The sequence below is a fragment of the Allobosea sp. P1_A7 genome (assembly GCF_056406775.1).
Genome location: NZ_JBFTZN010000002.1, coordinates 26231 through 51558, shown reverse-complemented (window position 1 = coordinate 51558; position 25328 = coordinate 26231). Strand labels below are relative to the sequence as shown.

Annotated in this window: 24 protein-coding genes; 5 read left to right on the top strand and 19 right to left on the bottom strand. The window is 64.9% G+C overall.

What is annotated here, in order from left to right; all coding sequences use genetic code 11:
* Positions 1-16 precede the first annotated feature (16 nt).
* From AC1D34_RS00630 to AC1D34_RS00595, 8 genes are all read right to left on the bottom strand, one after another.
* On the bottom strand, positions 17-1534 hold the full coding sequence (locus AC1D34_RS00630) for a flagellar biosynthesis protein FlgL (RefSeq protein ID WP_441491514.1): 1518 nt from the start codon (positions 1532-1534) through the stop codon (positions 17-19).
* A gap of 11 nt (positions 1535-1545) precedes the next feature.
* The gene (flgK, locus tag AC1D34_RS00625; RefSeq protein ID WP_476823226.1) at positions 1546-3420 is read right to left on the bottom strand and encodes a flagellar hook-associated protein FlgK; all 1875 of its coding nucleotides are present in this window, start codon (positions 3418-3420) and stop codon (positions 1546-1548) included.
* A gap of 71 nt (positions 3421-3491) precedes the next feature.
* A complete protein-coding gene (locus AC1D34_RS00620; RefSeq protein ID WP_476823225.1) occupies positions 3492-4907 on the bottom strand; it encodes a flagellar hook protein FlgE in 1416 nt (471 codons plus the stop codon).
* A 201-nt stretch (positions 4908-5108) separates the two neighbouring features.
* Positions 5109-6110, bottom strand: a complete 1002-nt coding sequence (locus AC1D34_RS00615; protein WP_476823224.1) for a YcjF family protein — start codon at positions 6108-6110, stop codon at positions 5109-5111.
* Between the two features lie 17 nt (positions 6111-6127).
* Positions 6128-7576, bottom strand: a complete 1449-nt coding sequence (locus AC1D34_RS00610) for a YcjX family GTP-binding protein (RefSeq protein WP_476823223.1) — start codon at positions 7574-7576, stop codon at positions 6128-6130.
* Between the two features lie 25 nt (positions 7577-7601).
* Positions 7602-8129 (bottom strand): SixA phosphatase family protein, encoded by a 528-nt coding sequence (locus AC1D34_RS00605; RefSeq protein ID WP_441491519.1) that lies wholly within the window; start codon positions 8127-8129, stop codon positions 7602-7604.
* Positions 8130-8181: 52 nt separating this feature from the next.
* Complete coding sequence (locus AC1D34_RS00600; protein ID WP_069879946.1) at positions 8182-8418, bottom strand: helix-turn-helix domain-containing protein; 237 nt, start codon at positions 8416-8418, stop codon at positions 8182-8184.
* A 9-nt stretch (positions 8419-8427) separates the two neighbouring features.
* Positions 8428-8994 carry a hypothetical protein gene (locus AC1D34_RS00595; RefSeq protein WP_476823222.1) on the bottom strand — a complete coding sequence of 189 codons (567 nt, stop codon included), beginning with the start codon at positions 8992-8994 and terminating at the stop codon, positions 8428-8430.
* A gap of 91 nt (positions 8995-9085) precedes the next feature.
* Between AC1D34_RS00595 and AC1D34_RS00590 the strand changes: the two genes are divergently transcribed.
* A complete protein-coding gene (locus tag AC1D34_RS00590) occupies positions 9086-9679 on the top strand; it encodes a hypothetical protein (protein ID WP_441491522.1) in 594 nt (197 codons plus the stop codon).
* Positions 9680-9691: 12 nt separating this feature from the next.
* Here the strand turns inward: AC1D34_RS00590 and AC1D34_RS00585 are convergent, their stop codons facing one another.
* On the bottom strand, positions 9692-10537 hold the full coding sequence (locus AC1D34_RS00585) for an AAA family ATPase (RefSeq protein WP_441491523.1): 846 nt from the start codon (positions 10535-10537) through the stop codon (positions 9692-9694).
* A 147-nt stretch (positions 10538-10684) separates the two neighbouring features.
* Between AC1D34_RS00585 and AC1D34_RS00580 the strand changes: the two genes are divergently transcribed.
* Positions 10685-12472, top strand: a complete 1788-nt coding sequence (locus AC1D34_RS00580) for a cation:proton antiporter domain-containing protein (protein ID WP_441491524.1) — start codon at positions 10685-10687, stop codon at positions 12470-12472.
* Here AC1D34_RS00580 and AC1D34_RS00575 read toward each other — a convergent pair.
* Positions 12411-13490, bottom strand: coding sequence for a glycosyltransferase family 4 protein (locus tag AC1D34_RS00575; RefSeq protein WP_441491525.1), 1080 nt, complete (start codon positions 13488-13490; stop codon positions 12411-12413). The genes AC1D34_RS00580 and AC1D34_RS00575 overlap by 62 nt on opposite strands.
* Positions 13490-14302 (bottom strand): UDP-2,3-diacylglucosamine diphosphatase, encoded by an 813-nt coding sequence (locus AC1D34_RS00570; protein WP_441491526.1) that lies wholly within the window; start codon positions 14300-14302, stop codon positions 13490-13492. Before AC1D34_RS00570 ends, AC1D34_RS00575 begins: the two co-directional genes overlap by 1 nt.
* A 124-nt stretch (positions 14303-14426) precedes the next feature.
* Here AC1D34_RS00570 and AC1D34_RS00565 point away from each other — a divergent pair, with 124 nt between their 5' ends.
* The 3 genes from AC1D34_RS00565 to AC1D34_RS00555 all read left to right on the top strand — a co-directional run bounded on the left by AC1D34_RS00565 (position 14427) and on the right by AC1D34_RS00555 (position 17141).
* Positions 14427-15206 (top strand): SDR family oxidoreductase, encoded by a 780-nt coding sequence (locus AC1D34_RS00565; RefSeq protein WP_441491527.1) that lies wholly within the window; start codon positions 14427-14429, stop codon positions 15204-15206.
* Between the two features lie 228 nt (positions 15207-15434).
* On the top strand, positions 15435-16358 hold the full coding sequence (locus tag AC1D34_RS00560) for a DMT family transporter (RefSeq protein WP_476823221.1): 924 nt from the start codon (positions 15435-15437) through the stop codon (positions 16356-16358).
* Between the two features lie 162 nt (positions 16359-16520).
* Positions 16521-17141: a helix-turn-helix domain-containing protein gene (locus AC1D34_RS00555; RefSeq protein WP_043237595.1), complete on the top strand. Its 621-nt coding sequence runs from the start codon at positions 16521-16523 to the stop codon at positions 17139-17141.
* A gap of 137 nt (positions 17142-17278) precedes the next feature.
* Here AC1D34_RS00555 and AC1D34_RS00550 read toward each other — a convergent pair whose 3' ends face one another.
* From AC1D34_RS00550 to AC1D34_RS00515, 8 genes are all read right to left on the bottom strand, one after another.
* Entirely contained in the window at positions 17279-18208 is a 930-nt protein-coding gene (locus AC1D34_RS00550; protein WP_476823220.1) for a c-type cytochrome, read from the bottom strand.
* Between the two features lie 149 nt (positions 18209-18357).
* Positions 18358-18792, bottom strand: a complete 435-nt coding sequence (locus AC1D34_RS00545) for a c-type cytochrome (RefSeq protein ID WP_441491530.1) — start codon at positions 18790-18792, stop codon at positions 18358-18360.
* 283 nt (positions 18793-19075) lie between these two features.
* Entirely contained in the window at positions 19076-19513 is a 438-nt protein-coding gene (locus AC1D34_RS00540; RefSeq protein WP_441491531.1) for a c-type cytochrome, read from the bottom strand.
* Between the two features lie 131 nt (positions 19514-19644).
* Positions 19645-21954 (bottom strand): xanthine dehydrogenase family protein molybdopterin-binding subunit, encoded by a 2310-nt coding sequence (locus tag AC1D34_RS00535; protein ID WP_476823219.1) that lies wholly within the window; start codon positions 21952-21954, stop codon positions 19645-19647.
* A 123-nt stretch (positions 21955-22077) separates the two neighbouring features.
* Positions 22078-22401, bottom strand: coding sequence for a rhodanese-like domain-containing protein (locus AC1D34_RS00530; RefSeq protein WP_441491533.1), 324 nt, complete (start codon positions 22399-22401; stop codon positions 22078-22080).
* Positions 22402-22411: 10 nt separating this feature from the next.
* Positions 22412-23731 (bottom strand): TRAP transporter large permease, encoded by a 1320-nt coding sequence (locus tag AC1D34_RS00525; protein WP_476823218.1) that lies wholly within the window; start codon positions 23729-23731, stop codon positions 22412-22414.
* Positions 23728-24204 (bottom strand): TRAP transporter small permease, encoded by a 477-nt coding sequence (locus tag AC1D34_RS00520; protein WP_441506264.1) that lies wholly within the window; start codon positions 24202-24204, stop codon positions 23728-23730. Before AC1D34_RS00520 ends, AC1D34_RS00525 begins: the two co-directional genes overlap by 4 nt.
* Positions 24205-24240: 36 nt before the next feature.
* Positions 24241-25293 carry a TRAP transporter substrate-binding protein gene (locus AC1D34_RS00515; RefSeq protein ID WP_441506265.1) on the bottom strand — a complete coding sequence of 351 codons (1053 nt, stop codon included), beginning with the start codon at positions 25291-25293 and terminating at the stop codon, positions 24241-24243.
* Positions 25294-25328 lie beyond the last annotated feature (35 nt).

Here is a 25328-nt window from a genome sequence, read left to right as displayed (position 1 = left end):
CCACGCCTCGACCGGGTCAGATATAGTTCGTCAAGGTGAGCTTTGAGAGGATCGCGGTCGTCTGGTAGCTCGCCTGTAGCCGCGTCTGTAGTGCCAGGATCTGCGTCGCCACCTCTTCGGTGGTGACCTCTTCGACCCCGGCGAGGGTCGTCGTCAGATAATTCTGGGTAGCGGTGTGGCGCTCTTTGGCGCTTGCCATCGCCTTCTGGGCTGTCCCGAGCTCGACGATGATCTCGGCCGGCTTCTGCACGCCGTTGGCGTAGCCGATCGTGTTGTTGACGCGCTCGGCCAGGGCCTCGTAGCGCCCCCTTGAGTTGGGATCTCCAGCGGGGAACGTCTCGGCAGCGAACACCGCAAACTGCGCCAGCCCCACCTTGAAGGCTTCCTCATTGGCGCGGGCGCCGATGCCGATGGTCTCGGTCTGATCGACCTGCACCGTCGCCGTCGCGCGCGCCGAGCCCGGTGCATCATCGCCCTGATACCAGATCACCGTATTCGCCGCAGTCCCCGGCGCAGGCGCAGCCGTCGCGGTGGCAAAGGGTGGACCTGGCACCCGCACCGGCGGGTTGCTCGGACTGCCGTCGAAGAAGTTTTTGGCCGCGACCTGGGCTGACGAAGCCGAGAGCGTGGTCTGGGCCTCCTTGCCGAACGCGGCCGAGACCGATGCGCGCAGATTGGCAGCCGTGGCATTGACGTCGGCGCCGATCTCGAACGTATCCGCCGCGTTGCCACTGGTCCCGGATGCACGCGCCGTCAGGACGATCTCCTTCTGGGTGCCATCGGGCAGATCGACCTTGAAGCGCAGCGTGTCGCCGGGTTGCGGCTGGGCCGCGACATTCACGGAGATATCGGCCGGCGGGCCCGCGGTATAGGTCGGGACCAGTCCTGCCGATGTCGTGGTGGCGGACTTCAGCTTGAAGCCGTAATTGGGATTGCCAGCCTCTTCCGCGATTGTCGCCGTCGTGCCGGCACCACCCGCCGTGAGCCGTCCGAGCCCGGTCAGGCCGAGATCGGCCTCCTTGCGCTCGGCGATCAGCTGCTTCAGCCCGGCGCGGCCGGCGCCGTCCCCATCCATGATCAGGGAATAGCTGACCACCGGCTCGGTATCCGAGGTCCGCCCCGAGAACAGATAGCGCCCGCCGACATTGGTGTTGAGCAGGTCAAGCGTCTGCTTGAATTTCTCTTCGGCCAGCAACTGCGGCGCCGTACGGCCGCTGGCACTCTCGACATAGCTGCCGGAGCGCGCATCATTCTTGGTCTCGGCCGTCATCTTCGCAAAATTCTCGACTGCCTTGGTCGAGAGCTTGAGATTGACGTCGGCAAGCTGGATTCCGGAGAGCCAGGAATCGAGCGTGGCCTTCTTGGCGTTGAGGTCGAGGCTGGTGCGCCGATCGATACCGAGATCACCATAGCTGGTGACCTTCTTGCCCGTGTCGAGCTGGCGCTGAAGATCATCGAACTTCGCCCGGGTCGAAACGAATTCGCTCGGCCTGGCCGCGCGATAGGCTCCGGTGCCATAGGAGGTAATCGTCATGATGGCGTCCCTCAGACTCTCATCAGCATGTCCATCATCTCCTTCACGGTGGAGATGATGCGGGCATTGGCGGCATAGGCGTTCTGCAGCTCGATCAGCGTCGCCATTTCCTGATCGACATTGACCTGCGAGGTCTCGGCGAAGCGGCTCTGCACCGAGGCAAGCGCCACCTGCTGGCCTTCATCGAGGCGCTTGGCGTTCTCGACCGCCTGCCCCTGCGAGGCGACGACGCGCTGCACGAAGTTCGAGACGGTGATGTTGGAGGTCGCCGTCGAGCCGTCGAGCGAGACCGCGTTGGTGACGCTTCGCAGGCCCTTGGTCAGCCGGTCGAGCAGCATCTGCGGCCGGGTGGCGTCACCCTGCGGCGTCGCCGGCGTGGTGTTGAAGACGACCAGCTTCGAGCGGTCCGCGATCAGGCCAGGATTGATCGTGATGCGGCCGGCAAAACCCAGCGCCTGGGACTTGCCCTCGAACGAGCCGGTATAGGCGCCGTTGCCGTTCCCGGCATCGACGAAGAAGGGCAGTTCGGGCGATCCACCGGCCCCGGACAGGCTGGTAGCGGTCGGTCGCGCGGTCAGGCCGAGCACATCGCGGGTATTGCCCGCGCCGTCGTCGACGATGCGCAGCATCGAACCGGTGTTGGAGACTGTGAACCCGCCGCCGATCGCAGCCTGGATCTGGGTTGCGACCGAAGCCGGCCCGCCTGAGAAATCAATGCCGACCACGGTGTTGTTGGCATCGCCGCTGGCCGATGCCGGCAGCGGCAGCGATGCACCGGATTCCACGCGCACGAAGGTGAAACGCCGCGTCGCGCCACCGGGAGTGACCTGGTAGTCGAGCGTTACGCTGTTGCCGGACTGAAGCCCGGCGAGGTCGACATCGAAGCCTGAGGCCGCGCCTGCGGTGACGGCCGTTCCGGCGATCTCCCGATCGGACAAGGCGCTCGAGAGCTGCGCCGCCATCTCGTCGAGCTGGGCCTGCATTTGCACCAGCGTCTTGTCGCGGAGCTCGAGATTGGCCGCGATCTCGCCCGACCGGAACACCTTGTTGGCGATCGCGTCGATCTGGTTGCCGGAATTGTCGGTCATCGTGATGGTGCCGACACCGCGCGTCGCCGCGTTGGGGCTCCATTGCGATTCCGGGCCAAGCGCCGAGCGCCCGTCGAAGCTGAACTTTACCGCCGGGCGGCCGTCGAAGATCTGGGCACCGGATCCAGTGATGATGCTGAGCGAGCCGCGCGCATCCTCGCTGGTCTTGATGTCCATGTATTGCGAGAGTTCGGAGACGATCCGGTCGCGCTGGTCCTTCAGGCCGGCTGTCGCCTGGTCGCTCTGCCCCTGCACGATCCGCGCATTGACGCTGGTCAGCGAGTCCAGCAGCTGGTTGATCTGGTTGACGGCACCGCCGATCTTCGTCTCGGCCTGGGTGCGCTCAGCCTGAACACCGGCGGACAGCCCGTTCAGGCGGTTTGCGAGCTGGCTGGCCGCGTCGAGCACGGCCGTGCGGTTGGTATAGGATGAGGGATCGTTCTTCAGCGCCTGGAGAGAGGTGGTGAAGGAGCTGTAGACAGAATCCAGCGCCGTCGCGCTTCCCGGCGCGCCGAACAGCTTGTCGAGGTTCGAGAGCGCATCCGCCCGTGTCGAAGTGTAAGCGGCGCCGGCACTTTCCTGCCAGAGCTGATGCTGGACGATCTTGTCGAGCAGGCGCTGAACAGCCGTGCTCGACGTGCCGATCGTGGCGCCGCTCAGCGTATCGGAAGTGCTGACGACGCGCCGGACATAGCCGGCAACGCCGGCATTGGCGACATTCTGCGAAACGACGCCGATACCGGTCTGCGTGACATGCAGCCCGGAAATCGCGGTGCCCAGGGAAGTACTCAGACCCATCGTCAACTCCTGCCGTCACCGGCGATCCTCCTGGATCGCCCGGAACCGCCTCCGCCGGCGGTCAAGGCCGCTCAGCGGATGATGCTGAACACGTCGCGCAGCATTTCCTGCGCAGTGCTGATCACCTTGGTGTTGGCCGAATAGGCCTGCTGGGTGACGATCATCTTCGAGAACTCGTCGGCGATGTCGGTGTTGGATTGCTCGACATTGCCGCCGATGAGCTGCGACGTACCCAGACCGATGATCGGAGGACCGGACTCGATCGTTTCCTCGAAGGCGCCACCGTCGAGGCGCTTCAGGGCGTTGCCGGCATTGAAGCGGGCCACCGAGAGCTGGGCCATCGCGACGACCTGGCCGTTGCTGAACGTGCCGATCACCTGGCCTTCGGCCGAAACCGAGACGCGGTCGAGCGTGCCGGCGGTGTAGCCATCCTGGCGGATGCTGCGCGCGTCGATCTGGCCGCTGACATCGCCGTTCTGGGTCAGGCCATTGCCGCCGGTCGTGAGATTGATGCCGGAGATCGCCGTGCCCGCGATCGTCATGTTCGGCAGCGTGATGTTCCCGCCGGCAGGGCTCGTCATCTGGCCGGTGGTACCGAAAGTGATGTCGACATTGGCATTGCGATAGGCCACGGCGCCGCCCGTCGCGCCGGTGTTCTCGGCAACGAAAAGGTTCCAGGTGTCGACGGTCGCCGGAACGGCCGGCGGCCCCACCTGGGCCGGCGCCGCATTCGTGGTCTTGGCCCAGCGCAGTTCGACGCTCGTCGCCTTGCCGAGCGCGTCATAGACCGTGACGGAGCCGCCGGCGATGGAATCACTCAGGAATCGGGTGACGTCGGCGCCGGTCACGAGGCCGGTTCCGCCGGCGGTCGTGGACAGCGGATTGGAGGTATAGCCGGTGGCCTTCAGCAGCTCGGAACCCGGAACTGTGGTCTTCGCGTTCGTCGTGCCGGGATAGGCCGGGATATTGGCGCGATACTCGATCGAGGTCGTCGCCTTGGCCGGGAACTGTTCCTTGGTGATGCGCAGCACTTCTGGCTGGGTGCCGACCAACTGGCCCGTGACGGCGTCGATCTTCAGTCCCTTCAGATAGTAGCCCGCGCCATTGACCAGATAGCCATTGGCATCGAAGTCGAAATCGCCGCGGCGGGTATAGAGATTGCTGTTGGTGAACTGGGTATTGGCCCCGAGGCCGCTCTGGCGCTGGTCGACGACGAAGAAGCCATCACCGTTGATCGCCACGTTGGTGTCGATGCGCGTGGCCTGGAGGTCGCCCTGGATCGTATTGGTCGCGCGGCTATAGGCCGCGACCGACCCCGCGATCTGGCGATTGAGTGCCGAATCCGGGACGAGATCCGAAAACGTCGTATCGACACGCTTGAAGCCGGCCGTCCGCGAATTCGCGATGTTGCCTGAGATATTTTCGAGCGCATAGGACTGCGCCTGCATGCCGGAAACTGCCGGCGTCAGCGCGCTGAAGACACCCATGATACCCTCGCCTCAACCCTGGCGCCCGGATGGGCGCCCAATACGTCGAGGCAGCCACTGCACGGCCTGTGCCATGCAGGAGGATTCTATTTTTCAACGACTTGGATGGTTTCGAAACCGTGTCGTGGMGAATTCCGCCCGGCAGTTTCCGTGCCGGCCGGCAAATTTTGCCGAGCCCCAAGATCTTGCCGAGCCCGAAGGTCAGCTGGAAGCCGTGCCGCGCCAGGACGGAAGGTCGCTTGCCACATCCGACAGGGTGGGTGGCTTGGCTTCGATGAATGGCAGAGGCCGGCACACGGCAAGCGCAGCGAGCCCGACGCGCGCCGTCAGCAGGCCATTGAGCACGCCCTCCCCGAGCTTGGCCGAAAGCCGAGCGGCGAGCCCCTGCCCGACGACCTGCTGGACCAGCGCGTCACCGGCCGCGATGCCGCCTGTCACGACCAGGTGGCCGAGCACCTGCCGTGCCAGACGCAGCAGGCCCAGCGTCCCGGGGCGGCCGGCATAGATGCCGGCGATCGCCCGCAGCAATCTCGCGCAGGCCACAAGCACGAAGACGATATCGATCAGGGCCCGCGGGCTGACGGCCGTGACCAGCGAGACCCGGCGCGCGGCCAGCGCGATCTGCGCCTGCGCCGCGGCGTCGAGCGGCGTCATCAGGCTCCGCTCTGCGACCGTCAGAACGTCATGCGGCGCAAAGAGCTGGGGCAGGCTGTCCGCCAGCTCTGCCCGGCTCTTTGCAGTCTCCGGTCGCGTCGCATAGAGGCGCTGAAGTTCGCCGGTGATCGCCTTGGCTTCGTCGAGACTGCCACCGGCAAGCACCGCCGTGGCACGCAGCCGCAAGGACTCGACGCGCCGCTCGCGCAGGATGTCGCGCAGAACCTTGCCCAGCATCACCAGAAGGGCGAGCACGGCGAGCGCCGCCGAGGCCAATGCCGCATAACCCAGCACTGGGCTCTCATTCATCAGCGAGGAGATGGTCCGCTCGGCCCAGACGCCGATCGAGAGTGTCAGGAAGGCGGACAGACCCGCAACGAACACGCTGCCCCAGCTGAAGCCCTTTCGGCTCGCCACCGGGACGACGGCCGGCTCGACCGGGTCGAGCGGTTCGATTTCGGGCAGGACCGCGACGCCCTTCGTCATGCGTGGAGCGTCCTCGCCCGGCACGGTGGCATCGAGACGAACGGCGCGGGGAGCCTTGTTCATGGATCTGCCTCCCTCCGTCACGCCAGCTTGTCACCGATCAGGAATTCGAGCGCACGGTCGAGGCGAATCTGCGGCGGAGGCTGGCTCCGCCCTCCTGCATCCGGCAGCACCAGCGGCGGCCTGAAGCGTGGCGCCCGCACCTGCCAGGACTGCGCCTTCGGATCGAAGATCGCCTCGGGACGCTCGGGCAGTTCACCCGGGAAGATCGCCGCTTCGGCGATGCCGTCGAACACCTCGTCGCCGACCCTCTCGCCCGCCTCCGGAACGCCCGCAATCGCCGGCAGATCCTCGCGTCCCTGCTTGATCCTGACCTCCCTCGTCGCCCGCACCGCAGCCAGCGCCATCGCCTCGACCTTGGCGCCGGCCCCTTGCGCCCGTGCGGCCGCCCGCGCCACGAGATGAGACATCACTGCTGCCAGCCGGTCATGGCTGGTATGGTGGATATGGTCGGCTTTCGTCGCAGCGAAGAGGACGCGCTCGATGCGTGGCGCGAACAGGCTCGTCAGCCAGGAGTTGCGACCGACGGAAAATGCCGTGAGGGCCTGGCCCAACGCCGTTTCAAGATCGGCGAGCGCCGGTGGACCGGCATCGAGCGCCGCCAATGCATCGACCAGCACGATCTGCCGGTCCAGGCGGGCGAAATGATCACGGAAGAACGGCGTCACCACGACGCGCTTATAGGCCTCGTAGCGATCCGCCATCAGCCCCGCCAGCGTGCCTGGCGCGACCTCGGTATCGGGAGCGATGTCGAGCGGCGCGAAGGTCAGCGCCGGTGAACCCTCGAGGTCACCTGGCATCAGGAACCGCCCGGGCGGGGTCACGGCGACAGCCTCCGGATCGGCGCGCAGCCTCGCAAGATAGGCCTTGAACAGATCGCTCGCGAGTTCCGCGGCCAGTTCGTCAGGCGGCCCCGACGGATCGCGGACAGCGAGGCCATCGAGCCAGGGCTTGGCCGAACCGATCCGGTGAGGCTTGCGCGCATCCGCGATCGCCTGCCGCGACCACGTCTTGTAGTCGACGCCGATCAGCGCGAGATCGAGCAGCCATTCGCCGGGATAGTCGACGATATCCAGTGTCAGCGTCGCCGGCCCCTTGAACCAGCCGGCCGCTCGCTCGTAGTCGATCTCGACCCGCAGCTCAGCAATGCGCCGGGTCGACTCGGGCCAGCGCCGGTCGGGACCCGACAGGGCGGCGCGGTGAGCCTCATAGGGAAAGCGCGGTATATCGGGATCCGGCTGGGGCACCAGCCGTACGCGCGTGATCCGTCCATCTGCAGCCGCCTTGAGCACCGGCAGCCTGGCGCCCTCGATGAGATTCTGGATCAGCGCCGTGGTGAAGACGGTCTTGCCCGAGCGCGACAGACCGGTGACACCCAGTCGCAGGCGCGGCCGGGCAAGTCCAAGCAGGCTGTCACCGAAGGCCAGCGCGGCATTGCGCGCCTCGTCGAGATAGGAGGGGGAGCTCATGTGGCGAGGAACGGAGCAGGTCCGCTCATTCGTCCGGCCCTTCGCCCAGCGAGGCGGGTGTCACGAAACGATCGAGCCGCCCGCCGCGCGGTGCGACATCGCGCCAGTCTTCGACGGCGAAATCAAGCACGGCAAGCCCGCAGGTCGGGTATTTCTGTGCCATTCGCGCCGCCGCATAACGGTCGCCATGGCCGGTCAACTTTGCGGCCAATTCCTCAAAGCCGGGATTATGCCCGATCATCAGGAGCGTGCGGACATTGGCTTCCGTGTCATGGACGACCTGCAGCAATCGCTCGGGCTTGGCCTCGTAGATGCGTGGTTCGAGATGGCTCCCGGGGCGCTCCGGCAGCATCGGCCCGACCAGCTCCCAGGTTTCGGTTGTCCGTCGTGCTGGCGAGACCAGCACGAGATCGGGCAGCAGCATCTCCTCTGCCAGATAGCGCCCCATGACAGGGGCTGCTTCGCGGCCCCTGACCGCTAGTGGTCGCTCCCGATCGGTGAGACCGGTGGACCAGCTCGACTTGGCGTGGCGGAGAAGCAGAAGGCGCAGCATAATCAGAACCTAACCATCTGCTTCGGGTTTTGCGAGAGGCCGCGCACGACTCTCAAGCCTCTGCGCCCCCACCCTCCTCCTCTTCGCCCGGCTCGTAGCGCAGCAGGTCGCCGGGCTGGCATTGGAGCGTGTCGCAGATGCGCGAAAGCGTATCGAAACGCATGCCACGGACCTTCCCGGACTTGAGCTGAGACACCTGCTGCTCGGTCAGGCCGATGCGCTGGGCAAGTTCCTTCGAGCGCATCTTTCGACGCGCCAGCATGACATCGAGTTCGACGATGATCGGCATCGCCCTGTCCTACACGAAACTCTGATTCTCGTCAGAGAGGCGCATCGCCTCGCGCAGCACCAGCCCGAAGGCGACAAGGACAGCGCCTGCAGCCAGCGCGCCGAACATGGCGGGATCGAGCGTGATCGCAAGCTGCCTGCGGCCGGCCGGATTGTCATAGGTCAGCGCCACGCTCTGCAGGGCGCGCGCAATCGGGGTCGCCGCACCAAACAGAATGAGCAGCCAGCCGATCCGGCTGAGTTCGACGGCATTGACGACTTCGAGGACCCGTCCCTTTCCGAAGCGCCCAAACAGGTTTGCGAGACGCAGCATCGCGTAGATGAACAAGCCAGCCGGAACGGTGGCGACAGACAGGGCGAGCCAGTAGCTGCGCATCGCCGGCGTCGGCGGCGCGACAGTTACGCCAATCGTGCCGCGCGCATGATTGGCGAGGCTTTCAGGATCGCTCCACAACCAGGCCATGCCAAATCCCATGAGCAATGCTGCGGCATAGCTGGCGAGCCGTGCTGCCATGCTGAAGCGCTTCAACCTGGCCAGCGGCGCATCGCTCGACCTCAAAGTGTTTTCCGCGTTCATCTCATTCTGCCTTCGATTGACAAAATTAAACTAATATATGAATTTTTGAATGTCCAGGCCATATTCCMATTCGAAATTGACGAGCCTCACCATGCGCCCTTCCCTGTTCGCTTCCATGATCGCAGCCGCCCTTGCCGGCGCCTGCGGCCATGTCCCGCTGAGTTCCCTGCCGAAATTGTCGCGCATCGACATGCGCAGCACGACTTTGGCCGATCTGCGTGCTGCCATCAGCCTGCCGTCCGACATCCGCCCCCTGCCGGGCGGCGTCACCATGACGATCGTGGTCAACCCCAAGGACGGCGGGCGCCATGAGCGCAAGGTGGTGCTGGAAGAAGTGCGCGACGCCACCGAGCTCGCCGCATTGCCTGTCGTGACTTCTCCGGGACGGCGTCTGGCCGTGTTCCGGCTTAGCCCCGCGGATGCAACCAAGCTCTCGGTGTTCCGCGAGGAACTGCTTGTCGGGGTCGGCAACAGCGGCAATCGCGGTTCCCTGGCGCTAAACGCGGACAAGGCCTGCCGTACGGGAGAGCTCGGCGACAAGCCAATCCTGATGACGAGCTATCTGAAGACGTCGGAAACGCAGGACTACGTCGTCGTGGCACGCGATTTCGATCTGCGCGAAGCCGTGCGCGAGGTCGATGCCAAGATCGATCTCGCGGTGGCGATCCCGCCTTGCAATCCCTGAGCGGTCAGCCGCTCAGCGGCTCTCCCGCCTCACCATGAAGGCGAGCTTCTCGAACAGGCTGACATCCTGCTCGTTCTTGAGCAGCGCTCCGTGCAGGGGCGGGATCAGCTTGCGCGGGTCGCGCTCACGCAGGACCTCGGGGCCGATATCCTCGGCGACCAGCAGCTTCAGCCAGTCGAGCAGCTCCGAGGTCGAGGGCTTCTTCTTGATTCCCGGAACTTCGCGCACCTCGAAGAACAGGCGTAGCGCCTCCTCCATCAGCCGCTTCTTGATGCCGGGGAAATGCACTTCGACGATCGCCTGCATCGTCTGCGTATCGGGGAAGCGGATGTAGTGGAAGAAGCAGCGGCGCAGGAAGGCGTCCGGCAGTTCCTTCTCGTTGTTGGAGGTGATGATCATCACCGGGCGCTGCGCGGCCCGAACCGTCTGGCCCGTCTCGTAGACATGGAACTCCATGCGATCGAGCTCGAGCAGCAGGTCGTTGGGGAACTCGATATCGGCCTTGTCGATCTCGTCGATCAGCAGCACGGGTCGTTCGCCCGAGGCGAAGGCTTCCCAGAGCTTGCCGCGCTTGATGTAGTTGGAGATATCGGACACCCGCGGGTCGCCGAGCTGGCTGTCGCGCAGACGGCTGACCGCGTCATACTCGTAGAGACCCTGCTGGGCCTTGGTCGTCGATTTGATGTGCCAGGTGATCAGCGGCGCCTTCAGGGCCGATGCGATCTCCTCCGCCAGCACGGTCTTGCCGGTGCCCGGCTCTCCCTTGACCAGCAGAGGCCGCTCCAGCCGGATCGCCGCGTTGACCGCGACGGTGAGATCCTCGGTCGCAACATAGGAATCGGTGCCGGCAAAACGCATGGAAACCCCTTCGAACAATGCGGGCGGAAGCTACGGGCCGTCTCCGCCAACGGCAAGTTTTTTGCTGGGGTCCGCACAAGCGCTTGTATCGCAAGCTCTTGGACCGCAAACATGATTCGCCCCCTGAATCGGCAACGCGAGGATAGCTTGGCAGCCACGATCGACCCCTCGGCCTATAAAGACGCCATCGTCGTCCTCGCCACGGCCGGCGTAATCGTGCCATTTGCCAAGCGCTTCCGCGTCAATTCGATTGTCGCCTTCATGGCCTGCGGCGCGCTGCTCGGCCCCTTCGGATTGGGCGGCCTCGTCTCTTCGGTGCCGCTGCTGCGCACGATCACCGTGTCCGACTCGAGCACATTGACCGGCCCCGCCGAAATCGGCGTTGCCTTCCTGCTCTTCGTCATCGGGCTCGAGCTCTCCTTCGAGCGCCTGATGACCATGCGCAGGCTGGTCTTCGGCCTCGGGCTCGGGCAGGTCGCGCTGTCTGCCGCAATCATCGGCGGCGGCGCCTTCCTGCTGAAGCAGCCCGCTGCGGCGGCCTTGATCATCGGCTTCGGCCTCGCCCTGTCCTCGACCGCCATGGTCGTCGAACTGCTCTCGGCCAAGCGCCGCATGATGACCTCGGCCGGGCGCACCAGCTTTGCGATCCTGCTTTGCCAGGATATCGCGGTCGTGCCCTTGCTCTTCCTCATCGCCGTCCTCGGTGCGCAGAATGGCGGCTCGCTGATCGCCGGCCTTGCGCAGGCGCTCGTGCACGCCTTCGCAGCGATTGCCGGCATTGTGGTGGTCGGGCGGCTGGCGCTTCGTCCGCTCTTTCGCCTTGTCGCCTCGACGGACAGCTCCGAGAGCTTCCTTGCCGCAACTCTGCTGGTGGCACTCGGCACGGGACTTGTGGCCGCAACAGCTGGCCTCTCCATGGGCCTCGGCGCCTTCATCGCCGGCCTGCTCCTGGCCGAAACCGAGTATCGGCGCGCCATCGAAGTCACGATCGAGCCGTTCAAATCCCTGCTGATCGGCGTCTTCTTCCTGATCGTGGGCATGAGTGTCGATCCCGCGCAGCTTGCGGCCCAGCCCGCAATCATCCTCGGCATCGCGGCCGGCCTTCTCCTGACCAAAGTGCTGGTTGTGCTGGGCCTGGCCCGGCTGCTGGCTCTCTCCGTCCCGACAGCGCTCGAGACCGCGATCATGGTCGCTCCGGGCGGCGAATTCGCTTTCGTGCTGCTCAACGCGGCTGTCGGCGCGAAGCTTGTTGACCAGCACGCGGCAAGCCTCGTGCTTGCCGCGGTGTCCCTCACCATGGTGGCGCTGCCATTATTGGCTCGTGTGGCCCGCCATATGGCGGCGCGTTTCGCACCGCCGGTGATACTGCCTGAGGAGGCTACGATCCTGCCGCCCGACGACCATACGGGGCGTGCGATCGTCATCGGTTGCGGCCGGGTTGGCAGGCTCGTCGGTTCGATGCTGGAAGAGCACAAGAAGCCCTATATCGCGCTCGACTCCGATCCGATCCTGATCGCCGGCCAACGGCGCGCTGGCCGGCCCGCCTTCTTCGGCGACGCGACCAAGCCAGACTTCCTGAAACTCTGCGGCGTGGTCGACGCAAGCGCCCTGATTGTCACGATCCACAACCACCGTGCAGTCGATGAGATCGTCAAGGCGGCAAGGGCTCTGCGCCCCGATCTCGTCATCGTGGCGCGCGCCCGCGACGCCGCCCATGCCCGGCATCTCTATGAACTCGGCGTCAACGACGCAGTGCCGGAGACCATTGAGGCCAGCCTGCAATTGTCGGAGGCAGCACTTGTCGGGCTTGGCGTGCCGATGGGCCTCGTCATCGCCTCCGTGCACGAAAGGCGGGACGTGTTTCGGCGCGAACTCAAGCCCGCTGCCGCTCCTGCACCTGCGCTTCCCCGGCACGGGCGTTCGCGAAGGTTGTGATGTTCTGGACCGAGGCACGCTGGGAAATCCGCTGGATATGCCCGTAGAACTGCTCGGCACTGCTCTGCCAGCTATGGCCTGCGGCAAGTCCCAGGCAGGCTTCGCGCGGGATGCGCAAGGCCGCTAGCGCTGCGCGCCGCAGATCCTCGTCCAGCACGGCGGCACCACTGCCGGCAAAGACATCGCTCGGCCCCTGCACCGGAAAGGCGGCAACGGGCAGCCCGCTTGCCGCGGCTTCGAGCAGCACGATACCAAAGGTGTCGGTCAGGCTCGGAAAGACGAAGACATCCGACGACGCATAGATCGCGGCCAGGTCGTCGCCCTCGCGTGTGCCCAGGAACGTCACATCCGGGAAGGCCCGCTGCAGATCCGCGCGCGCCGGGCCATCGCCGACGACGACCTTGCTGCCGGGCAGGCGCAGCGACAGGAAGGCATCCAGGTTCTTTTCGACCGCGACTCGCCCGACGCTGAGGAAGATGGGACGCGGCAGGTCGAGCACGCTTGCCTGGCGCGGATGGAACTGCTGGAGATCGACGCCTCGCCCCCAGCGCAGAATGCGCTCGAACCCGTTCTCCTTCAGTTCGGCCTCGACTGTCGCGGTCGAGACCATGACCCCGGCAGCCGCCCCATGGAACCGGCGCAGGAACTGGTAGCTCCAGCGTTCCGGGATGGGCCAGCGGGCCGCGACATATTGCGGAAACCTTGTGTGGTAGCTCGTCGTGAACGTCCGCTTCTGCGCGAGGCAGACGGCGCGGGTCAGCCAGCCGATAGGCCCTTCCGTCGCGATATGGATGTGATCCGGCCCAAAATCGGTGATGCGCCGGGCGATGGCGCCCTGCGTTGCCAGCGCGATGCGGATATCGGGATAGGATGGCAAGCCAATCTGCCGAAATCCCTCGGGCGTCAGCATATGCGGCGTCACACCGAATGACGGTCCTGCCTCGACCATCCGCTCCAGCGACCGGACGACCCCATTGATCTGGGGGCGCCAGGCGTCCGTCGCGATGAGGACGCGCATCAGGCGGCCTCGCTGACCAGAGCCGGCAGCGGGATCGGCCGCACGGGCTCGCTCTTCAGCCGGTATTGCGGCCAACGAATGACCTCGAAGCGGCCGTCATGATGCTCGACCACAGCCGTGCAGCTTTCGACCCAGTCGCCCGTGTTGATGTAGGTGAGCCCGTCGATCTTGCGATGTGCGGCGTGGTGGATATGGCCGCAGACGACGCCGTCCGCACCATGGCGGCGGGCCTCGGCGGCAAGGCAGATCTCGAACTCGCCGATATAATTGACCGCATTCTTCACCTTCTGCTTGGCCCAGGCCGAGAGCGACCAGTGCGGCAGATGGAAGAGGCGACGGACCTTGTTGACGACCGTATTGGACGCAAGCGCGACCGTGTAGGCCCAGTCGCCCAGCAGGGCGAGCCATTTTGCGTTGCGCACGACCAGATCGAACAGATCGCCATGGATCACCAGCAGGCGCTTGCCGTCGGCAGTTTCGTGCAGCGCATGGTCGGCGATGTGGATTCCGCCGAACTCGCTTCCAGTGAAGTCGCGGAGGAAATCGTCGTGGTTGCCGGTGATGTAGATCAGCCGCGAACCCTTGCGCACCTTGCGCAAGAGCTTCTGCACGACGTCGTTATGCGCCTGCGGGAAGTACCAGCCGCTCTTCAGCCGCCAGCCATCGATGATGTCACCCACGAGATAAATCTGCGGAGCATCATAGGCCCGCAGGAATTCGAGCACGAGATCGGCCTGTGCTCCTCGCGTTCCCAGATGCAGGTCGGAGATGAAGATGCTGCGAACCTGCTTCGCCTCGTCCTCGTCGCTCATGCCGCCAGCCCATCTTGTTGCATTGCTTGCGGCGTGTGTCTGATTTGCATTGCGCTTTGATGACGCAGACCTCAATCCGTGGTTCTGCTCAGCTGAACATCAGCGAAAGCTCGGGAGAAACGCGATGGATTTGGGTATTGCCGGCCGTACGGCCATCATTTGCGCATCGAGCAAGGGGCTTGGCCGCGGCTGCGCCGAGGCCCTCGCAGAGGCCGGATGCACCGTGGTCATCAACGGCCGCGACGCGACCACGCTGGAGGCCACGGCAAGCCAGATCCGGGCCAAGTATGGAGCAACCGTGATCGCGGTCGTTGCCGACGTCTCGACCCGCGCAGGTCAGGACGCGCTGCTCGCCGCCGCGCCGGAGCCGGACATCCTGGTCAACAACAATGGCGGCCCACCGCCGAAGCCGTTCCGCGAAGTCTCGCGCGAAGCGCTGCTCGAAGGCGTCATCCAGAACATGGCGACGCCGGTCGAACTGATGCAGCGTGTCGTCGACGGCATGATCGCGCGCGGCTTCGGCCGCATCGTCAACATCACCTCGATGAGCGTGCTGACCCCCTTGACCGGGCTCGATGTCTCGTCGGGCGCACGCGCCGGTCTGACCGCCTTCTTCTCCGGCGTCGCCCGCGAGGTCGCATATGCCAACGTCACCATCAACAACATCCTGCCCGGCATGTTCGATACCGATCGGCTGAAGGGCTCGACCACCAAGATGGCGGCGATCAAGGGGATCACGCCCGAAGAAATGACGAAGGGCCGCATGGCCGAAATCCCGGCGAGGCGCTTCGGCAGCGCCGAGGAGTTCGGCAAGGCCTGCGCCTTCCTGGCAAGCGCCCATGCCGGCTACATCACCGGCCAGAACCTGCTGATCGACGGCGGCGTCTTCAAGGGAACGTTCTGAGACGCGGCAAGACCAGCATCTGCCCCGGTGAGCCTTGCTGTCCGGGGCAGGAATTCTCTCCCAGTTCCTGCCGCGCAAGACCCGCATCCAGCACGCTTCCTCGGCACGCATGCGCCGCCGCGGGCATCAGGGTTGCAAGCATTGCGCTTGGACCGGACGCGCGAACGTGATCTAGAGGGACCAAGTCTTTTATAAGACTCTCTCCCCCGACACGTACGCGCAGCACCGTTGTCTCCTCTCCTCGGCATCACGCTCAAGCTGATCTCGGCTTTGTCCTTCACCCTGATGTCGGCTGGCATCAAGGCGATCGCGGCCCGTTATCCGACAGGTGAACTCGTCTTCGTCCGGTCCTTCTTCGCGCTGATCCCGCTGCTGCTCTGGCTCGGCTGGCGCGGCGAAATTCCGGCTGCCCTGAAGACCAAGAATCTGCGCGGCCATTTCAAGCGGGGGGTGATCGGTTCGACCGGCATGTTCTGCGGCTTCGTAGCCTTGAGCTTTCTGCCGCTCCCGGACGCGGTCGCGCTCGGCTATGCCGCGCCGCTCGCAGTCGTCGTGCTTGCAGCTCTGGTGCTGAAGGAGCGTGTCCGCATCTATCGCTGGAGCGCGGTGACGATCGGCTTCATCGGCGTCCTGATCATGCTGTCCCCGCATCTGGGCAGTTTCCAGATCTCTGGCAGCAATGCACCGGCAATCGGCGCGGCCTTCGGCCTTGCCGGCGCCTGCTGCTCGGCTTTTGCCTCGATCGAGGTGCGGCAATTGACCATGACGGAGCGCACCGGCGCGATCGTCTTCTATTTCACGCTGATGACGACGACGCTCGGCCTCTTCACCATTCTGCTCGGCTGGCGAATGCCCGATCTTCAGGACGCCGCACTCATGGTCGCGATCGGCATTCTTGGCGGGCTCGGCCAGATTTTCCTGGTCCAGGCCTATCGCTACGGCGACGCCTCGCTGATCGCGCCGTTCGAATACTCGACGATGCTCTGGGCCRTTACGATCGGCTGGTTCGTCTTCGGCGACTGGCCGGCTTCAGCCGTGCTCATCGGCGCAGCCATCGTCATCGCATCCGGCATCTATGTGATCCTGCGCGAGAAGCAGCTCGGTCTGCTCAAGCGGGAGACGCGCGAGGTCGGCCCGACGCGGGCGACCTGAGAACACGGGCAGAATTGTGTGAAAGGCGCCCCGACGAAGCCGCCCTCGGCCGTCGCCCGCCCCTCTCCGGCTTGCTCCTTCCAACTGGAACAGGCATTGTCCGGTTAGACAAACGTTTGTTCGCTTCCGCAAACGATCAGCATTCGTGTGACAGGTATCAGGATGGGTATCGAGACCAAGGAACGTGGCGGGCGCGAGCTCGAATCCGGAGCCCAGGTCATCTCGGGCCAGCTCGGCAAGACGATCCAGCGCCTGCGCAAGGCCTATAATCTCTCGCTTTCCGAGCTCGCGGAGCAGTCGGGCGTTGCCAAGTCGATCATCAGCCAGATCGAGCGCAACGAAACCAACCCGACACTGGCGACGATCTGGCGGCTCTCGCAGGCCCTCGACATCTCGATCGAGCGCGTGCTGTCGAGCGGCGAAGAGGAAGCCTTCATCGACAAGACCACCCGCGCCGATACGCCGATTCTGGTCTCAGAAGACGGCAAGCTCAGGCTCGCCATCATCGGGTGGATCAAGACGGTCGAATGGCTGCAATGGTACGACGTACAGGCCGAGCCCGGCGGCGAGCTCGATTCCGAAGGTCATCAGCGCGGCTCGATCGAGTCGCTCTCCGTGACCTCCGGCGAGTTCGAGGTCGAGGTCGGGGACGTGATCCAGCGCGCCAAGGCGGGCGAGACGCTGCGCTACCGCTGCGACCGCCGCCATATTGTCCGCTGCGTCGGCGACCAGCCCGGTTCGGCGCTGATGGTCTGCATCCTCAAAGCGGCGGTGATGGAGTAGACGCTAAAGCACCGGCCTGAAGAGTGGATTGCGGTCTCGCGAAGGCCGATCCAAACGCAGAAGGTTGGATCATCCCGGGCGGCCAAAGGCAGACCGGGATGACAGTGCGAGCGTAACCGCCAACGCGCCAATGCGGCTCACTCGGCCTTCTTGGGCCGCGGCGGGCCGACGACCGCCGGCAGCGACTTGATGAACTCCGCCATCGCCATCCGATCGGCATCTGACAGCTGTGCGGTGTTGCGCACCACCGCCGCCATGCTGCCGCCGACGCTGTCGAAGCTCGGAGTAAAGCCGGTCTTGAGCATCTCGGCGATCTCCGACTTCGACCAGTTCGCCAGCCCGTCCGCATGCTGCGTGATGTTCGGCACGAAGCCCTTGCCCTCCGGGTCTGGGCCACCGGCGAAGCGTGTCGCCGGAATGATCGCGCCCAGCGCATTGCGATTGGAATGGCATTCGGCGCAATGGCCCGGCCCCTGCACCAGATAGGCGCCCCGGTTCCACTCCTCGCTCTTCGTCGGGTCCGGCCGGAACGGCGTACCGTCGAAGAACAGCAGCTTCCAGCCCCCGACCGCGCGGCGGATGTTGAAGGGGAAAGGCAGATCGTGCCCCGGCGCACGTCCTTCGACCGAGGGCAGCGTGCGCAGGTAGGCGAAGAGATCGGCCAGGGCCTTGGGTGGCATCAGCCGATAGGAGGTGTAGGGAAACGACGGATAGTAATGCTGTCCCGACGGCGAGACACCGGTCGCCATCGCATCGACGAAATCCTTCACGCCCCAATTGCCGATTCCGTCCCGCGTGTGCGGTGAGATATTGGGAGCGTGAAACGTGCCGAAGGGCGAGGGCAACGCAAGCCCGCCGCCAAGCCGGAGCTTGTCATCCTGACCGGGCGTTGCATGGCATGAAGAGCAGCCTCCCGCCGCAAAGAGCAGTTTGCCATTCTCGACATCCGGCGGCGGCAGAGTGCCGATCTCGGGCGCGGGCGAGACGACGCGCGGGTCAGTGAGAACATAGAAGCCGGCTAGTCCCAACAGGATGAAAATGCCGAGCGTGAGGAATAGGCGGCGCATCAAGCGTTTCCCGGTTTGCTGGTGCCTCATCGCTCCGAGGATTCCAAAAGTTCGAAGCGCAGGTCTGACGAGAATGGGCGGGCCCATGGTGGAGCCCGCCCATCAACCCATGTTCGACCGCACGACGCAACCGCGCGGCGCAGCCGAGCTTACTTCTTGATGCGGTAGACCTCGTGGCAGGAGCCACAATTCTTGGTCGCAGCGCCAAAGGCAGCCTTGAAACTGTCGAGGTCCTTGGCGGCGGCGGCGCCGGCCACAGACTCGGTCTCGAACTTGGCGAGCGCGGTCTTGAAGCCAGCCTGATCCTCCCAGATCTTCGGCGCAGCCGTGGTCTCGCCGCCGGTCTTGGCGGTTTCCGGGAACAGGACCGGCAGCTTCTTGGCCGCGTCGGCGTAGACCTTGAAGATCGTCTGGGCCTTGGCGGAATCGAAAGCTGCCTCGCCCTTGGCGATAGCCGCGCCCTCGCGCGTTGCCGCGCCAACGGCCTTCATCGCGTCGCGGCGCTGGGCGATAGGGTCAGACTGCGCGACGACGGCCGAAAGGCCGAGAATGAGGCCAGCAGCAACGACTACGGTACGGATCATGCGCGACTATCCTTTTCGGGGAGATGCGGCGCCTGACAGGCACCGCTTAGAACCCTTCCAGATCAGCTCATTCGCATGACAGCGCCAAGTCGCATTTTCGTGAACGCACCGGAATTTAAGCAAATCTATCTGGCGCTGCCGCGGACAGGCGGCCCCCACCAACGTTGCGGGAGTCTGGAACGGCCGTAGTGCAGGGCAAAGACAAAAGGGCGGGCTCCAATATGGACCCCRCCCATCACCTCATGTTCGACCAGGCGGCACCACCGCAGTGGCCCAGAGAAACCTATTTCTTGATGCGATAGACCTCGTGGCAGGCGGCACAGTTCTTGGTCACCGTTCCAAAGGCGGTACGGAAGCTGTCGAGGTCCGTGGTGGAGCTCGCCGCCGCAACGGTGGCCTCCGTATCGAGCTTGGCAAACCCAGCCTTGAAGCCGGCTGGATCCTCCCAGATTTTGGGTCCGGCTGTACTCTCGCCACCGGTCTTGGCCGTATCAGGGAAAAGGCCCGGCATCTTCTTGGCGGCGGCCGCGTAGACCTTGAAGATAGTCTCGCTCTTGGTCGCGTCAAAGGCAGCCTCGCCCTTGGCCATGGCCGCGCCATCGCGCGTGGCGGCGCCTACCCCCTTCATCGTATTGCGACGCTCGGCAATCGGATCCGATTGGGCAATCACGGTCGAGAGCGTCACAACTAGGCCAGCGGCGACGAGTACGGTGCGTATCATGCGTAAGCCTCCTCCCGGAAAGCGCGGCGTCGAGCGCGCCGCTTAGAAGCGTTCCAGATCAGCCGATCCGCATCACGACGCCAAGTCGCATTTCCGTGATCACGTCGGAACGAGAGGGGCTTACGCCTGCGTCAGTGCTGATAGCCCGCAGCTCTCAATGCCCCGAAGACCTTCTTCGGCGTCGCGGGCATATCGATCGCCCGGATGCCGGCTGCACGGTCGAGCGCGTCCACCATCGCGTTCATCACCGCCGGGCAGGCCCCGATCGCCCCGGCCTCTCCGGCGCCCTTAACACCGAGCGCGTTGGTGACGCAGCGGACATTGCGGGTCTCGAAATGGAAGTTGGGAACGTCGACCGCGCGCGGCAGAGCGTAATCCATGAACGTCGCCGTCAGCATCTGGCCGGAGCTATCGAAGCGGATTTCCTCCATCAGAGCCTGGCCAATGCCTTGGGCGGCACCACCATGGACCTGGCCCTCGAGCATCAGCGGGTTCAGAGTCACGCCAAAATCGTCGACCACGACATAGTTGGCGATCTCGGTCGCGCCGGTACCGGGATCAACCTCCAGCTCGCAGATATGCGTGCCATTCGGATAGGTCGCTTCCGGTGGCGTCCAGCTCTGATGGACCCTGAGCTTGTCCGCCGTCGCTCCAGGCAGGSCGGCAATAGCCTTGAGGTCGAGCGCCTTGTCGGTGCCGACGATCCGCACCGCGCCATCGACGATCTCGAGATCACCGATACCGGCCTCGAGCTTTTCGGACGCGAGCTGCTTCAGGTTCTCGGTCAGGATCGAGGATGCCTTGTCGAGCGCAGCCCCCCCAACCGGAATGGAGCGCGAGCCGCCGGTGCCGGATCCGGTTTCGACCCGGTCGGTATCGCCCTGAACGACGCGGATGCGGTCCATCGGAATGTCGAGATGCTGCGCGACGAGCTGCGAGTAGGCCGTCTCGTGCCCCTGCCCGTTCGACTGGGTGCCGATCAGCACGGTCACCGTGCCGTCCTTCTCGAGGATGACGGTTGAACTCTCCGGGCCGCCGCCGCCGCAAGCCTCAATATAGCAGGCCATGCCGATGCCGCGGATCTTGCCGGCCTTGGTCGAGGCCTTGAGACGCGCCTTGAAGCCCTTCCAGTCGGCGACGTCCATGGCGCGGCGCATATGCCCCTCGAACTCACCGGAATCATAGACTGGCCCGGTCTGGGTCGAATGCGGCATCTCCGCCGGCCTGACGAAGTTCTGCGCTCTGACAGCGTCTGGTGTCTTGCCGGTCTCGCGCGCGATGGCATCGACCAGCCGCTCGATCAGGTAGGCGGCCTCCGGACGCCCGGCTCCGCGATAGGCATCGACCGGCGTGGTGTTGGTGAAGACCCCACGGAAGCGCACATGCACGGCCGGGATATTGTAGCAGCCCGGCGTCATCGTCGTGCCGACCCAGGGGATGAAAGGCCCGTACTGCGAGAGATAGGCGCCCATTTCCGCAGCGAGATCGACCTTGAGGCCAATGAACCGGCCCTGCTTGTCGAGCGCCATCGTAGCCGTGGTCAGATTGGCGCGGCCATGCGTGTCGGCGAGGAAATGCTCGGTCCGGTCCGCGACCCAGCGCACCGGGCGTTTCAGCTTCTCGGCCGCCACCATGGTCAGGGGGTATTCGCGATACATGAAGATCTTGGTGCCGAAGCCGCCGCCGACATCGGGCGTGATGACGCGGATGCGCGAGGGGTCGACCTTCAGGATGTAGCCGGCGAGGATATCGCGCGTGCCATGGCTGCCCTGGCTGCCGAGCGTCAGCGTCCAGCGTTTCGAATCCTTGTCGTATTCGGCGATGCAGGCGCGCGTCTCCATGTAGTTGGAGGCGAGACGGTTGTTGACGATCGTGACGGAAACGATGCGATCGGCCTTGGCGAAAGCCTTCTCCGTCTTCTCCGCATTGCCCTGTTCGGCCTCGAACGCGACATTGCCCTCACGCCCCGGCCAGACCTGCGGTGCCTTTGGAGCGAGCGCTTCGGCGATACCGGTGATCGAGGGCAGGACCTCCCAGGCGATATCGATCGCCTCGGCTGCGTCGCGGGCCTGGCTCAGGGTCTCGGCAACGATGAAGGCGACCGCCTCGCCGACATGACGCACCGTGTCGGTCGGCAGGATCGGCACCGGATTCGGCTCGACCGATTCGCCCGAAACCGTCGTGATCAAGCCCTTGCAGGGAATGTCGCCGAGATGCGCGACATCTTCGCCCGTCAGGATCAGCTTCACGCCCTTCATCTTGCGGGCGGCGTCCTTGTCCCGGATCGTGAACTTCGCATGAGCATATTGCGAGCGGAGCACGAAGGCATGCAGCGCTCCCTCGACGGCGATATCGTCGGTATAGCGCCCCGTCCCGGTGGTCAGGCGGTGATCCTCGACCCGGCGAATGGGCTGGCCGACTCCGAACTTCATGGGGCGCATGGGCTTACATCCTTGAAAGTACGAAAATCTCAAAACCGTCGCTTAGGAAACTGGAGCAGGATCGGCGTCGCGTCAGCCCCCCGGAGGCAGAAAGCTGCGATGCATGAAGCGCAAGGCCCGGTCCTATTGCTCGACGGGCTGGCCGTGCATCGCCCAGTCCTTGAAGCCACCGCGATAATGGCTGTCGATATCGAGCCCGGCCGACTGCGCGAATTCCAGAGCCCGCAGCGAGCGCACGCCGGCCGCGCAGGAGAACACGACGCGTTTTCCAGAAGGATTGGGCAGGTCGGCGGGGTTGAATTGGGACAGCGGCCGCGAGACCGAGCCGGGAATATGCCCGGCGGCGAATTCATGCGGCTCGCGCACATCCACGATCAGAATGGAATCAGCCGCGAGCCCGGCCTTGATGTCGTCGATATCGAGATCGTTCACAGTCACGGCTGCCATCCAGTCCAGGCTAATCCAGTAGCTTCACCAGATAGAGCGTGAGGGCTGGAAATGCCACCACGATGCCAAGCCGGATGATATCGGAGAGCACGAAAGGCAGCACCCCGCGATAGATCCGCGTGACCGGGACATCACGCGCCAGCGAAGCGACGACGAAGACGTTGAGGCCGATCGGCGGGCAGGTCATCCCGATCCCGACCACGATCAGGACGAGGATGCCGAACCAGATCGCGATATCGTCGACAGGCATGCCGAAATCGAGCGCGGTCACGATCGGGAAGAACACCGGCAGCGTCAGTAGGATCATGGCAAGTTCGTCCATGACGCCGCCGAGCACGATGTAGAAGACGAGCAGGCCGACTAGGATCGAATAAGGCTGCCACCCCGACGCCGCGATCATTTCGGCCGCAGCGGTCGGCACCTGGGTCAGCGCCAGGAAGGCGTTGAAGATCTCGGCTCCGAGCAGGATCGCAAAGATCATCGCCGAGGTCTCGGCCGTCTGCAGGATCGCCTCGCCGATCTCCTTCAGGCCGAGCGTCCGCCGGAACACGCCGATCATCAACATGACAAAGGCGCCGACCGAGGCCCCCTCTGTCGGGGTAAAGATCCCGCCATAGATGCCGCCGACCACGATCAGCGCGACCAGCATCGCCGGGATGACCCCGAGCAGCGGACCAAGCCTGTCGCGCCAGGCGATCCGCTCATGCGCCGGACCAAGCGTGGCGTCGAGCCGGGTCATGAGCGCGATGGTGATGCAGTACATCGCGGCCGCCATCAGCCCCGGGATCAGGGCCGCCTTGAACAGCTTGGCAATGTTCTGCTCGGTCGAAATCGCGTAGACGACCAGGATCACCGAGGGGGGGATCAGGATACCGAGCGTGCCGCCGACGGCGGTGACACCACAGGCGAAGCCGGGGTCGTAACGGTAGTGCCGCAGCTGCGGCAGCGCCGCGCGCGCGAAGGTCGCCGTCGTCGCAACCGAAGACCCGCAAATCGCGCCGAAGCCCGTGCAGGCCCCGATCATCGCCATCCCGAGCCCACCACGGCGATGGCCGACAAAGGCCGACGCGGCCTTGAACAGGTCGGATGCCAGGCCCGATCGCTCGGCGAAAGCCCCCATCAGCACAAAGAGGGGAATCACCGACAGCGTGTAATTGGCGAAGATCTGATAGGGCGTCGTCTTGATGTAGTTGAGGAACGGCTCCAGCCCGTTGAGCTGGATGTAGCCGAGGCCACCAACCAGCATCATCGCCAGCCCGATCGGCAACCTGACGACCATCAGCGCGAGAAGCGCGACGAAGCCCGTGATGGCGAGGGTAAAGCCGCTCACGCGCGCGCCCTCACCAGCCGGCTGGCGCTGACGAACGAGGTCAGCGAAACCAGCGCGGCCAGCACGGCGCAGAGCGCGATCGGGAGATAGCTCGGCAGCTGCAGGACCATCGTGTTCTCGCCGCTCGCGAAGGCCGCCAGCGCACCGGCCGCGAGTCGCCAGGCGATCAACGCCATGACCAGCGCATAGACGATGTCCCAGAGCGCATCGATTGCCCTTTGCCAGCGCAACGGCAGTTTCAGCGTGAAGGTGTCGACGAAGATGTTGCCGCGCCGAAGCTGGCAATAGGGCAGAAAGCAGAAGGCGGCGATCGCCGTCGCCATCTGCACCAGCTCGAAATCACCCGGGACGCCGGCCGCGCCGATCAGGTCGCTGCGCAAGGTCACGCTGACGACCACCATGGTCGCCAGCGCAATCAGCAGAACGCCACCCGCGATGGCGATCCCACGCACCAGAGCATCGAAGCCCGGCATCGTTGCCTCCCGGCCGCTGACCGCCATGATGCGCCGTCAAGCCGCCTTCTCGTGCTTGGCAAGCGCCGCCTTGGCGCTCTCCAGCAGCTTCGCGCCGTCGAGCCCCTTGTCCTTGGCGGCCTTGATCCAGCCGTCGATCACCGGCTCGGTCGTCTTACGCCAGCGCGCCGCTTCGGCTTCGTCGAGCATGGTGATGGTATTGCCGCGCTTGCGAACCATTTCGGACACCACGACCGCCTGCTCGTCCCAGACCCTGCCGGCCATGGCAGCCGCAACAGCCCCCGAGTTCTTGTCGAGAACCGCCTTCAGCTCGGGCGCGAGCGAATCGTATTTCGCGCGGTTCATCGCCAGGATGAAGGTCGCGACATAGAAGGTCGGCGAGCCCGGGATCTCGGTGTGATACTTCACCAGCTCCTGGACCTTGATCGACGGCACGACCTCCCACGGCACGACGCAGCCATCGATGACACGCTGCGCCAGCGATTCCGGCACCTGCGGGATCGGCATCCCGATCGCATTGGCACCGAGCGCCCGCAGCGCTTCGCCGGCAAGCCGGGTCGGGAAGCGCAGTTTCAGACCCTTCAGGTCCTCCATCGTCTTCACCTGCTTGTTGGCATGGATCAGCCCGTGATCATGCGCCCAGAAGCAGATCGGTTTGACGTCCTTGAACTCGTCCTTGAGGTTCTGCTCGGCGTAGTCCGTCAGCGCCAGCGAATTGACCAAGGCGCGCTTGTTCGAGACGAAGGGCAGCTCGAAGGCCTCGATGCCGGTGAACCGCCCAGGCGTATTGCCGGGCAGCGTCCAGACGATATCGGCAACACCGTCACGAGCCTGGTCGAAGAGCTGCGGCGGCGTTCCGCCAAGCTGCATCGACGGAAAGATGTCGATCTTGATGCGGCCATTCGATTCAGCCGCGACCTTGTCGGCCCAGGGCTTCAGGAACTTGGAATGGCCATTGGCGACGGGCGGCAGGAAGTGATGCATCTTCAGCGTCACCTCCTGGGCATTGGCGCGACTGACACGCATCACGGCCGGCGCGGCAACGGCCGAGCCGGCAAGCGTCAGGAATTTGCGGCGATCAAAACTCATTCATCCCCTCCCCAGAGGCCTGCTCAGGCACAGCA

What these genes read in the sequence shown, in the direction of transcription:
- AC1D34_RS00630 (WP_441491514.1), bottom strand. Translation starts at nt 1,534, where the DNA reads ATGACGATTACCTCCTATGGCACCGGAGCCTATCGCGCGGCCAGGCCG.
- flgK (WP_476823226.1), bottom strand. Translation starts at nt 3,420, where the DNA reads ATGGGTCTGAGTACTTCCCTGGGCACCGCGATTTCCGGGCTGCATGTC.
- AC1D34_RS00620 (WP_476823225.1), bottom strand. Translation starts at nt 4,907, where the DNA reads ATGGGTGTCTTCAGCGCGCTGACGCCGGCAGTTTCCGGCATGCAGGCG.
- AC1D34_RS00615 (WP_476823224.1), bottom strand. Translation starts at nt 6,110, where the DNA reads ATGAACAAGGCTCCCCGCGCCGTTCGTCTCGATGCCACCGTGCCGGGC.
- AC1D34_RS00610 (WP_476823223.1), bottom strand. Translation starts at nt 7,576, where the DNA reads ATGAGCTCCCCCTCCTATCTCGACGAGGCGCGCAATGCCGCGCTGGCC.
- AC1D34_RS00605 (WP_441491519.1), bottom strand. Translation starts at nt 8,129, where the DNA reads ATGCTGCGCCTTCTGCTTCTCCGCCACGCCAAGTCGAGCTGGTCCACC.
- AC1D34_RS00600 (WP_069879946.1), bottom strand. Translation starts at nt 8,418, where the DNA reads ATGCCGATCATCGTCGAACTCGATGTCATGCTGGCGCGTCGAAAGATG.
- AC1D34_RS00595 (WP_476823222.1), bottom strand. Translation starts at nt 8,994, where the DNA reads ATGAACGCGGAAAACACTTTGAGGTCGAGCGATGCGCCGCTGGCCAGG.
- AC1D34_RS00590 (WP_441491522.1), top strand. Translation starts at nt 9,086, where the DNA reads ATGCGCCCTTCCCTGTTCGCTTCCATGATCGCAGCCGCCCTTGCCGGC.
- AC1D34_RS00585 (WP_441491523.1), bottom strand. Translation starts at nt 10,537, where the DNA reads ATGCGTTTTGCCGGCACCGATTCCTATGTTGCGACCGAGGATCTCACC.
- AC1D34_RS00575 (WP_441491525.1), bottom strand. Translation starts at nt 13,490, where the DNA reads ATGCGCGTCCTCATCGCGACGGACGCCTGGCGCCCCCAGATCAATGGG.
- AC1D34_RS00570 (WP_441491526.1), bottom strand. Translation starts at nt 14,302, where the DNA reads ATGAGCGACGAGGACGAGGCGAAGCAGGTTCGCAGCATCTTCATCTCC.
- AC1D34_RS00565 (WP_441491527.1), top strand. Translation starts at nt 14,427, where the DNA reads ATGGATTTGGGTATTGCCGGCCGTACGGCCATCATTTGCGCATCGAGC.
- AC1D34_RS00555 (WP_043237595.1), top strand. Translation starts at nt 16,521, where the DNA reads ATGGGTATCGAGACCAAGGAACGTGGCGGGCGCGAGCTCGAATCCGGA.
- AC1D34_RS00550 (WP_476823220.1), bottom strand. Translation starts at nt 18,208, where the DNA reads ATGCGCCGCCTATTCCTCACGCTCGGCATTTTCATCCTGTTGGGACTA.
- AC1D34_RS00545 (WP_441491530.1), bottom strand. Translation starts at nt 18,792, where the DNA reads ATGATCCGTACCGTAGTCGTTGCTGCTGGCCTCATTCTCGGCCTTTCG.
- AC1D34_RS00540 (WP_441491531.1), bottom strand. Translation starts at nt 19,513, where the DNA reads ATGATACGCACCGTACTCGTCGCCGCTGGCCTAGTTGTGACGCTCTCG.
- AC1D34_RS00530 (WP_441491533.1), bottom strand. Translation starts at nt 22,401, where the DNA reads ATGGCAGCCGTGACTGTGAACGATCTCGATATCGACGACATCAAGGCC.
- AC1D34_RS00520 (WP_441506264.1), bottom strand. Translation starts at nt 24,204, where the DNA reads ATGCCGGGCTTCGATGCTCTGGTGCGTGGGATCGCCATCGCGGGTGGC.
- AC1D34_RS00515 (WP_441506265.1), bottom strand. Translation starts at nt 25,293, where the DNA reads ATGAGTTTTGATCGCCGCAAATTCCTGACGCTTGCCGGCTCGGCCGTT.